9 protein-coding genes are annotated in these 8,979 nt (G+C 62.9%); 8 read left to right on the forward strand and 1 reads right to left on the reverse strand.

The genetic code is table 11. The features are described from left to right. From ENZ75_RS11645 to phoB, 4 genes are all read left to right on the forward strand, one after another. Nucleotides 1-439 (forward strand): ABC transporter permease subunit (locus ENZ75_RS11645; RefSeq protein ID WP_128278108.1); only part of this gene is annotated, 439 nt, incomplete at its 5' end. Nucleotides 440-456: 17 nt separating this feature from the next. Beyond that, nucleotides 457-1,275 (forward strand): phosphate ABC transporter ATP-binding protein PstB, encoded by an 819-nt coding sequence (gene pstB / locus ENZ75_RS11650; protein WP_013529271.1) that lies wholly within the window; start codon nucleotides 457-459, stop codon nucleotides 1,273-1,275. Nucleotides 1,276-1,301: 26 nt separating this feature from the next. Then, nucleotides 1,302-2,009: a phosphate signaling complex protein PhoU gene (phoU, locus tag ENZ75_RS11655; protein ID WP_013529272.1), complete on the forward strand. Its 708-nt coding sequence runs from the start codon at nucleotides 1,302-1,304 to the stop codon at nucleotides 2,007-2,009. 16 nt (nucleotides 2,010-2,025) lie between these two features. Beyond that, nucleotides 2,026-2,715 (forward strand): phosphate regulon transcriptional regulator PhoB, encoded by a 690-nt coding sequence (gene phoB / locus ENZ75_RS11660; RefSeq protein ID WP_010911896.1) that lies wholly within the window; start codon nucleotides 2,026-2,028, stop codon nucleotides 2,713-2,715. A 16-nt stretch (nucleotides 2,716-2,731) separates the two neighbouring features. On the opposite strand, the gene ENZ75_RS11665 is transcribed toward phoB, so the two are convergent. Beyond that, nucleotides 2,732-3,979: an ROK family protein gene (locus tag ENZ75_RS11665; protein WP_063169146.1), complete on the reverse strand. Its 1,248-nt coding sequence runs from the start codon at nucleotides 3,977-3,979 to the stop codon at nucleotides 2,732-2,734. A 269-nt stretch (nucleotides 3,980-4,248) separates the two neighbouring features. On the opposite strand from ENZ75_RS11665, the gene xylF reads away from it, so the two are divergent. From xylF to ENZ75_RS11685, 4 genes are all read left to right on the forward strand, one after another. After that, a complete protein-coding gene (xylF, locus tag ENZ75_RS11670) occupies nucleotides 4,249-5,289 on the forward strand; it encodes a D-xylose ABC transporter substrate-binding protein (protein WP_013529274.1) in 1,041 nt (346 codons plus the stop codon). Nucleotides 5,290-5,431: 142 nt separating this feature from the next. Beyond that, nucleotides 5,432-6,784: a sugar ABC transporter permease gene (locus ENZ75_RS11675; RefSeq protein WP_063169145.1), complete on the forward strand. Its 1,353-nt coding sequence runs from the start codon at nucleotides 5,432-5,434 to the stop codon at nucleotides 6,782-6,784. 11 nt (nucleotides 6,785-6,795) lie between these two features. Then, nucleotides 6,796-7,596, forward strand: coding sequence for an ATP-binding cassette domain-containing protein (locus ENZ75_RS11680; RefSeq protein WP_063169144.1), 801 nt, complete (start codon nucleotides 6,796-6,798; stop codon nucleotides 7,594-7,596). Between the two features lie 127 nt (nucleotides 7,597-7,723). Next, the coding region (locus ENZ75_RS11685) for a CHASE domain-containing protein (RefSeq protein ID WP_128278109.1) at nucleotides 7,724-8,979 on the forward strand (1,256 nt) is incomplete at its 3' end.

The raw sequence follows: 8,979 nt of genomic DNA on the forward strand, positions 1-8,979 counted from the left end.
CGTCGGTGGCCTGGTGCTGACGCTGATGACGCTGCCGACGATCATCATCGCGACGCGCGCCGCGCTTGCCGCGGTGCCGCCGTCGATCCGCTCGGCAGCTCTCGGCCTTGGCGCCTCCAAGATGCAGATGGTGTTCCAGCACATCCTGCCGCTTGCCGCGCCCGGCATCCTCACCGGCACCATCATCGGTCTTGCGCGCGCGCTCGGCGAAACCGCGCCGCTGCTGTTGATCGGCATGGTCGCCTTCGTCGCCGATCCACCGACGACGCCTTTCGATCCGGCCACCGCGCTGCCGGTGCAGATCTATATGTGGGCGAACGAGGCCGAACGCGCCTTCGTCGAGCGTATGTCCGGCGCCATCATCATCCTGCTCGTCTTCCTCATGGCCATGAACATCACCGCGATCGTGCTTCGGCGTCGGTTCGAGCGGCGCTGGTAGAAAAAAGGCATTTTGGTATGAACATCATGACCGAACAGTCCCTTGAAAACGCAGTGGGCGACAAGATGAAGTCGAACGAAGTGATAAAAATGCGCGGCGACAAGGTCGGCGTGTTCTACGGCGAGAAGCAGGCGCTGTTCGACGTCGATCTCGACGTCCGCCTGAACCAGGTGACGGCGCTGATCGGCCCCTCCGGCTGCGGCAAGTCCACCTTCCTGCGCTGCCTCAACCGCATGAACGACACCATCGATTCAGCACGGGTAACCGGCAAGATCACGCTCGACGAAGAGGACATCTACGACAAGAACATCGATGTCGTCGAACTCAGGGCGCGCGTCGGCATGGTGTTCCAGAAACCCAATCCGTTCCCAAAGTCGATCTACGAGAACGTCGCCTATGGTCCGCGCATCCACGGATTGGCCAAGCGCAAGGCCGACATGGATCAGATCGTCGAGTCCAGCCTGAAGAAGGCGGCGATCTGGAACGAGGTCAAGGACCGTTTGCAGGAACCTGGCACGGGTCTTTCCGGTGGCCAGCAGCAGCGCCTGTGCATTGCACGCGCCATCGCCGTGTCGCCCGAGGTGATCCTGATGGACGAACCGTGTTCGGCGCTCGACCCGATCGCCACCGCTCGCGTCGAGGAACTGATCGACGAACTGCGTCAGAACTATACGATCGTCATCGTCACCCATTCGATGCAGCAGGCAGCGCGCGTGTCGCAGCGCACCGCGATGTTCCATCTTGGCTATCTGGTCGAGGAGGGCGCCACCGACAAGATGTTCACCACCCCCGACGACAAACGCACCCAGGACTACATCACCGGCCGGTTCGGCTGATCTCTGGCATATGAGGGACGAAGATCATGGGTGAACATACCGTTGCATCTTTCGATGAGGATCTGGAGCAGATCAGCCAGCTGATCCGCGACATGGGCGATCTCGCCCGCTCGATGGTCGGTGGCTCGACCAGGGCTTTGCTCAATTCGGACAATGCGCTGGCGCAGCGGGTGGTTTCCGACGACGCCATCATGGATGCACGCCAGCGCGAGCTGGACGATCGTGCCATCACGCTGATCGCCAAGCGCCAGCCAATGGCCAACGATCTGCGTGCGGTGGTCGGTTCGATCCGCATGGCCGGCGACCTCGAGCGCATCGGCGACCTTGCCAAGAACATCGCCAAGCGCGTCGGCACTGTCGGGCTGAGCGTCACGCCGCACGACCTTTCGCATTCGATCGACGCAATGGCGCAGCTGGTGCTGATCCAGGTGCAGGGGGTCGTCGACGAGTATGCCGCCGCTGACGCGGCAGCGCTTGCCACGCTCAGAAACAATGATGAACGCATCGACGTCAAATACACATCGGTGTTCCGCGAACTTCTGACCTACATGATGGAAGATCCGCGCAACATCACGGCGTGCACGCACCTGTTGTTTTGCGCCAAGAACCTCGAGCGGATCGGCGACCACGTGACCAACATCGCCGAAAATGCCTATTATGTTTTGACCGGCACGCAGTTGCCAGCCAACCGTCCGAAGCAGGACGAGACGGCAATGTCCGCGCCAGCGGCATGACAGGGGTGACCAGCCGATGATCGCGCCACGCATCATGGTGGTGGAGGATGAGGAGCCGCTAGGCGTGCTGCTCCGCTACAATCTCGAATCCGAAGGTTACCAGGTCGAGGTGGTGACGCGCGGCGACGAGGCCGAAATCCGGCTGCAGGAGAACGTTCCAGACCTTCTGGTGCTCGACTGGATGGTGCCTGCGGTTTCCGGTATCGAACTCTGCCGCCGGCTAAGGATGCGTCCCGAGACCGAGCGGCTGCCGATCATCATGCTGACCGCGCGAGGCGAGGAAAGCGACCGCGTGCGCGGCCTCTCGACCGGTGCCGACGACTATCTGGTCAAGCCTTTCTCGACGCCGGAGTTCATGGCCAGGGTCAAGGCGCTGCTGCGCCGGGCCAAGCCGGAAGTGCTGTCCAGCGTGCTCAAGGTCGGCGATATCGTGCTCGATCGCGAATCGCACCGTGTCTATCGCAAGAAGAGCGAAATCCGGCTCGGGCCGACGGAATTCCGCCTGCTTGAATTCATGATGCGCCATCCAGGCCGCGTGTTCTCGCGCAGCCAACTGCTCGACAATGTCTGGGGCGAGACGATCTACATCGACGAACGCACGGTCGATGTGCATGTCGGCCGGCTGCGCAAGGCGGTCAACAACGGCCGTATGCCCGATGTCATCCGCACCATCCGTGGGGCGGGTTACGCCATTCGCGAGGACTGAACTCCCTCGTTTGAACTCACGCCACGTTCTTGCCGCCGAGACCGGATCTCGCCTGCACGCCCGGCGCAAAAATCTCCTGATCGACGAAGATTAGCGCCCGCATGGCGCAGCCTTCGCGGATCAGCGGCAGTTCGTTCGGCTCGGTGTCGAAGGAAATCGACTTGGAATGCTGGCCGCCGGCGGTCTGGGCAATCGCTTGCCGCAATGCCGGCTCGATCAGGTCGAAGGCGGCGGCGCTGACGCCGACCATGGCGACCGGCGCCGGATCGATCAGCGCGAACAGGCTGCCGAGGCCGTAGCCGAGCGCTTCGCCGGCCTTGCGATAGGCTTCCCGTTCGGGTCCGTCCCTTTCGCGGGCGGCGGCAGCCAGGGCGCGCATGTCGGCATCGCTGACATCGGCGACGGGTTCTGCATCCTCGCCCATCTGCCGCGCGTTGCGCCAGATGGCATAATTGCCGGCATAGGCTTCGACGCAGCCGCGCCGTCCGCAGCGACACAGCGCCCCGTTCGGCCGATGAATCATGTGGCCGAATTCGCCGCCCGAGGAATGGGTGCCGGTGAACAATTCGCCCTTCAGCACCAGCCCCATGCCGATGCCGTGCGACAAAAGGATAGCGATGAAATCGTCGCGGTAACGATCGGGGTCGCGCCAGCGCAGCGCCACCGCCATCATGTTGCAATCGTTCTCCATAATGGCTGGGATGCCGAACTCGTCTTCGAATATGTCGGCGAAGGCGATGTCGGTGTGCGGCGTGATCGGCGACCACAGCATGGCGCGGGCACGGGTGTCGGTGATGCCCTGGACGGCCAGCGCGATACGGGCGATGCTGCGCACGTCCAGGTCGGGATCTTCCAGGCGGCGCCGCACGATTGCCGTGCACTCACCGATCAGCGAGTCGCGCGACATCGTCAGCGTGTCGAGCCGGCGCTGTTCCTCGGATATTACCTGGCCGGCATAGTCGATGACGGCGACCGAGAGGAAGTTCAGCGACAGCACCACGGTCATTACCGCGGCCGCTTCCGGATTGAGGCTGAGGCCGACCTGCGGACGGCCGCGTTTGAGCGAGCCGGCCTCGCTCGGCTTGCTTTCGGTCAGGATACCTTCGACGATCAGGTCGGATGAGATCGCCGAGATCGTCGAATGGCTGAGGCTTGTGGTTGCGGCGATCTCGGTGCGCGACGGCTGTCCGGCGCGGCGCACCGCCGCGATCACCATCGCGCGGTTGCGGCGGCGCAAATCGTCGTGGCGGATTCCGACCGACATGCTCTTTCATATCCTCCCGGTCGCCGCGGTTCTTCCTGCCCTGGAACGCTGTCGGTGACGCGGTCAAATACTGGCAGAAGCCGCGCGCCGTGTCATTTATTTATTCCGAGGCCCGAAAAAAATTCGAAACGACATCAAAATCCATCAGAATCGATGTTGACAGCGTTCGGGCGTTGGCCCAGTATTTTTTCGAGGCTCGAAAAAATAGGGCCTTTGTGCCGGCCTTCGGGCCAGTTTGGTCGCGCCATACGCGGCGCAGGGAGGATAATATGAAAAGATTCACAGCCGCCATCCTGGCGGGTGCCGCCATGTCGCTGACGCTCGCGTCTGTCGCGCAGGCGAAGGACAAAGTCGTCGGCGTTTCGTGGTCCAACTTCCAGGAGGAACGCTGGAAGACCGACGAGGCCGCCATGAAGACGGCGATCGAGGCCGCCGGCGACAAGTACATCTCCGCCGATGCGCAGTCCAATCCCGGCAAGCAGCTTACGGACGTCGAAAGCCTGATCTCGCAGGGCGCCAATTCCCTGATCATCCTGGCGCAGGATGCTTCGGCCATCGGCCCGGCCGTGCAGAAAGCCCTGGACGAAGGCATTCCGGTCGTCGGCTATGACCGGTTGATCGAGAACAAGGATGTTTTCTATCTGACCTTCGACAACAAGGAAGTCGGCCGCATGCAGGCCCGCGAAGTGTTCAAGGTCAAGCCGGAAGGCAACTACGTCTTCATCAAGGGCTCCGGTGCCGATCCCAATGCCGACTTCCTGTTCTCGGGCTCGATGGAAGTGCTCAAGGAAGCCATTGACAGCGGCAAGATCAAGAATGTCGGCGAAGCCTACACGGATGGCTGGCTGCCCGCCAACGCCCAGAAGAACATGGAACAGTTCCTGACCGCCAACGACAACAAGGTCGACGCGGTGGTCGCGGCCAATGACGGCACTGCCGGTGGCGTCGTCGCGGCGCTGACGGCTCAAGGCTTGGCCGGCACCGTGCCGGTCTCGGGGCAGGACGGCGACCACGCCGCGCTGAACCGCATCGCCCTGGGCACGCAAACCGTGTCGGTGTGGAAGGACGCGCGCGAGCTCGGCAAGAATGCCGCCGAGATCGCCTCGCAACTGGCCGACGGCAAGAAGACGAGCGACATCGCCGGCGCCAAGGACTTCACGACGCCGGGCGGCAACACCGTCAAGTCGCTGTTCCTGACTCCGGTTGCCATCACCAAGGACAATCTCAACGTCGTCATCGACGCTGGCTGGATCAAGAAGGACGAAGTCTGCGCGGGTGTCGCTGCCGGCACCGTCGCGGCCTGTAACTGATCCGGACCACTTCGAAATATCTGAACGCCGCGGCCCAAAAGCCGCGGCGTTTTCTCAAAGAATTGTGTTTCCGCATCATGCGGATAGCTTCTAGGCTGGGCTCCGGCATGCGCGTCAGACGGCCAGCCGGTGGGAGGAAATCATGACCGACACGACGTCCAACCCGCAGGCCGATACGGCGCGCGCGTCGGAACTCGGCGCCGTCGCCCGGTTCCTGAAGGCGACCGAGATCGACACCCGGATGCTCGGCATGATCGGCGCGCTGCTGGTCATCTGGATTGGGCTGCATGTCATTTCCAGCCTGCGCCTCGGCGTCAACCCGCTCGATTTCGACAGCCGCACCTTTCTCACGCCGCGCAATCTGTGGAACCTGTCGGTGCAGACATCCGCGGTCGCCATCATGGCCTGCGGCATGGTGCTGGTCATCGTCATGCGCAACATCGACCTGTCGGTCGGTTCCGCCGAGGGCCTGATCGGCATGGTGATGGGATTTGCCCAGGTGCATTTCCTGGTGCGTTTTGTCGGGCTCGAACTCGGCAATCCGTGGATCTGGGCCCTGGCGCTGGTCATCGGCCTGGCGCTCGGCCTGTTGATCGGCGCCTTTCAAGGCTTCGTCATCGCCTATCTCGAAGTGCCCGCCTTTATCGTGACGCTGGGCGGCCTGCTGGTCTGGCGCGGTGCTGCCTGGTGGGTCACATCAGGCCAGACCGTGGCGCCGCTTAACGCCACCTTTCAGCTGATGGGCGGCGGGCCGGCGGGATCGATCGGCGCAACCTGGAGCTGGGTTGTCGGGATCGTCGCCTGCCTCGCCGTGGTGTTTGGGCTGTTCAACGGGCGGGTGCAGCGCAAGCGTTTCCGTTTTCCGCTACGTCCGATCTGGGCCGAGGCGCTGCTCGGTGTCGTCACCTGCGGCGCCATCATGGGTGCGGTCTGGCTCGCCAACTCCTACCCCTGGCCGATCGGCATCGTGAACAGATATGCGGCCGCCAACAACATCACCGTTCCCGAAGGCGGCCTGTTCATCGCCCACGGTATCGCCATACCGGTGCTGATGGCGGTCGCCGTCGGGCTGGTCATGACCTTCATCACCAACCGCACCCGTTTCGGCCGCTATGTCTTCGCCATCGGCGGCAATCCCGAGGCGGCCAATCTCGCCGGCATCAACACGCGCTGGATCACCATGAAGGTGTTCATGATCATGGGCGTGCTGGCCACGATTGCCGCGGCGATCTCCTCGGCCCGGCAGAATTCGGCCACCAACGTGCTTGGAACGCTCGACGAGCTGCTCGTCATTGCAGCCGCCGTGATCGGTGGCACGTCGCTAGCCGGCGGGTCGGGAACGATCATCGGCGCCATGCTCGGCGCCCTGCTGATGCAATCGCTGCAGTCCGGCATGGTGCTGCTTGGTGTCGACTCGCCGCTGCAGAGCATCGTCGTCGGCGCCGTACTGGTGATCGCCGTGTGGCTCGACACCGTCTATCGCAAGCGCGTCTAGGAGGGCATGCCATGACTGACAAGACTGCTCCTGCAGCCACCGCGCTGATCGACATGAGGAACATCTCGATCGCGTTTGGCGGCATCCGCGCCGTCGACGACGCCTCGATCGATCTTTTCCCCGGCGAGGTCGTGGCGCTGCTCGGCCATAATGGCGCCGGCAAGTCGACATTGATCAAGATCCTGTCCGGCGCCTACAAGCGCGATTCGGGCCAGATCTTCGTCAACGGCGAGGAGGCATCGATCTCCAACCCGCGCGACGCCAAGAAATACGGCATCGAGACGATCTACCAGACGCTGGCGTTGGCCGACAATGTCGACGCCGCCGCCAATCTGTTCCTCGGCCGCGAGTTGATGACCGCCTGGGGCACGCTCGACGACGTTGCCATGGAGGCCGAGGCGCGCAAGGTGATGGGTCGGCTCAATCCCCGGTTCCAGCGTTTCAAGGAGCCGGTGATCAAGCTGTCGGGCGGCCAGCGGCAATCGGTGGCGATCGCGCGTGCGATCCTGTTCAACGCCCGCATCCTGATCATGGACGAGCCGACGGCCGCACTTGGTCCGCAGGAAACGACGCAGGTCGGCGAACTGGTCAAGCAGCTGAAGTCCGACGGCATCGGCATCTTCCTGATCAGCCACGACATCCACGATGTGTTCGAGCTTGCCGACCGGGTCTGCGTCATGAAGAACGGCCAGGTGGTCGGCACCGCCCGCACCACTGATGTCACCCAGGACGAGGTGCTGGGCATGATCATTCTGGGCAAATGCCCGCCAGGCGCCATTCCCGGACCGGGCGCGCTGAAGATCGCGGCCTGAGATCAAGCCAGATCGCGGTTGCCGGACACGTGATATGCCAGCCGTAGGGATGGCTTGGCCTTGGCATTGTGTTGGCAGGGCGACTTGCGCATAAAGGTCCGACATTGCTCAGGGACCGCACGATCCGTTGAAGAAGCTTTTCCCGATCATCGCCTTTATCGCCGTCGCGCTGATCAGCATGGTGATGGCAGGTTTTGCCTACTTCGCCACGCAGGAAGCCGCGCGCATCAAGTTCGAGGCGACTGCCGACGATGCGCTCAACCGGATCGAGAGCCGCATCGACCTGCATCTGTCGCTGCTGCGCTCGACGCAGGCCCTGTTCGACGCCCGCAATGGCGATATTTCTCGCAATGAGTTCAAGGCCTTCTTCACCGCGCTCGATGTCGACAAGAATTTCGCCGGCTTGCGCGGTATCGGCTTCCTCAGGCTGGCAAAGACGGGCGACGAGGCGACGGTCGAACGCGACATGCTGCACGATTATGGCGTCAGTCATCCAATCTACCCGGACACCACGCAACCCTGGCGCACCCCTATCGTGCTGTTCGAACCGCTGGATCCATCCAATCAAGCCGGCATCGGCTACGACATGTTCAGCGAACCGGTGCGGCGTGCGGCGATCGAAAAGGCGATGTCCGACGACCAGCAGCATGCCAGCGGGCTGGTGCAGCTGGGCCAGGACACGGGCGCCGCGCAGACGTTCACCGGCTTCTTCGTTTTCGTGCGGCTCAATGTCGAAACCGCTCCCGACGTCATCAATGCTTCGAGATCCTCGACATCAGGTTTTCTCTATGCGGCCTTCCGGGCTCGCGATCTGTTCCAGACCGCGCTCAGCCGGTCGCCGCTTTTGCCGGTCAACACCGAAATCTATGATGGCGATGGTGCCGTGAACGGCGACAATCTGTTGTTCCGGTCGGAGACGCCGCCGGCTTCCACTTTCGGGAACAGGCTGCTGGTCACGCGAAAGATCATCGTCGCCGGACAGCCATGGACTGTCCTGTTCCGGCCGACAAGCGCCTTCTCGCAGCCGTCGTCGCGCGCCATTCCGGTGATGCTGGGGCTGTTCGGCCTGCTGTTGGCGGGCGCAATCGCGCTTGTGGCGCGCTATCAGGAGCGGGCCTATGAGGCAGCGTCGCGATTGCACGAAACGACGGAAAAGAGCCTGATCGAAAAAGACCTGATGCTGCAGGAGATGAAGCATCGCATCAAGAATTCGATCACCAGGGTGCTGGCGATCGCGCGTCAGACGGCATCGCGGGCGACCGACGTCAACGAGTTTTCAGCGTCCTTCTCGGCTAGGCTGCAGGCGATGGCGGCCTCCCAGGACATGCTGACGCGCTCACGCTGGCAGAAGGCCGATCTTGGCGATCTCCTGCGCATCGAGCT

The organism is Mesorhizobium sp. M7A.F.Ca.CA.002.04.1.1 (genome assembly GCF_004022805.1).
In the GTDB taxonomy this organism is placed as follows: domain Bacteria; phylum Pseudomonadota; class Alphaproteobacteria; order Rhizobiales; family Rhizobiaceae; genus Mesorhizobium; species Mesorhizobium ciceri.